Here is a 367-nt window from a genome sequence, read left to right as displayed (position 1 = left end):
GTTATTAGCCTTGCCGGCCTCAATCCATTCGATGAACTTCACTGTAGTCATATCCCTCTCTACTTGGGTTCGATCCCGATCGTCACCTTGGTGCCGTCCGGGAGCTTCACGTTGATGTGCTTGAAGCCCCCGTGAGGGTTCTTCGGGCCATGGCCGTAGATCCGATCGGTTCGCGGATCGAAGTGATAATCCTTGTGATAGATCCCGTTCGGGTCCTTTCCCTTGAACTTCGTCCAGTCGGGCGGGCCAGACTGACCAGGACCAGTCCCCGTGACTTTGCGTGCGTTCGGAAGGGCTTCCTTCAATAAATTATCCGCTTCCTTGATCGACTTTACCGTAACGTTCTTGCCATCAAGCAAGTCCCTGG

At 54.2% G+C, this 367-nt stretch carries 1 protein-coding gene; it reads right to left on the bottom strand.

Annotation, left to right across the window (positions count from 1 at the left end; translation table 11 throughout):
* Window positions 1-59: 59 nt before the first annotated feature.
* Window positions 60-367: hypothetical protein (locus tag G6O68_RS32145; protein WP_206108306.1), on the bottom strand; the 308-nt coding region annotated here is incomplete at its 5' end.

This window comes from Paludisphaera soli (assembly GCF_011064595.1).
GTDB lineage: Bacteria > Planctomycetota > Planctomycetia > Isosphaerales > Isosphaeraceae > Paludisphaera > Paludisphaera soli.
This window is presented reverse-complemented; position numbering and strand designations above follow the sequence as displayed.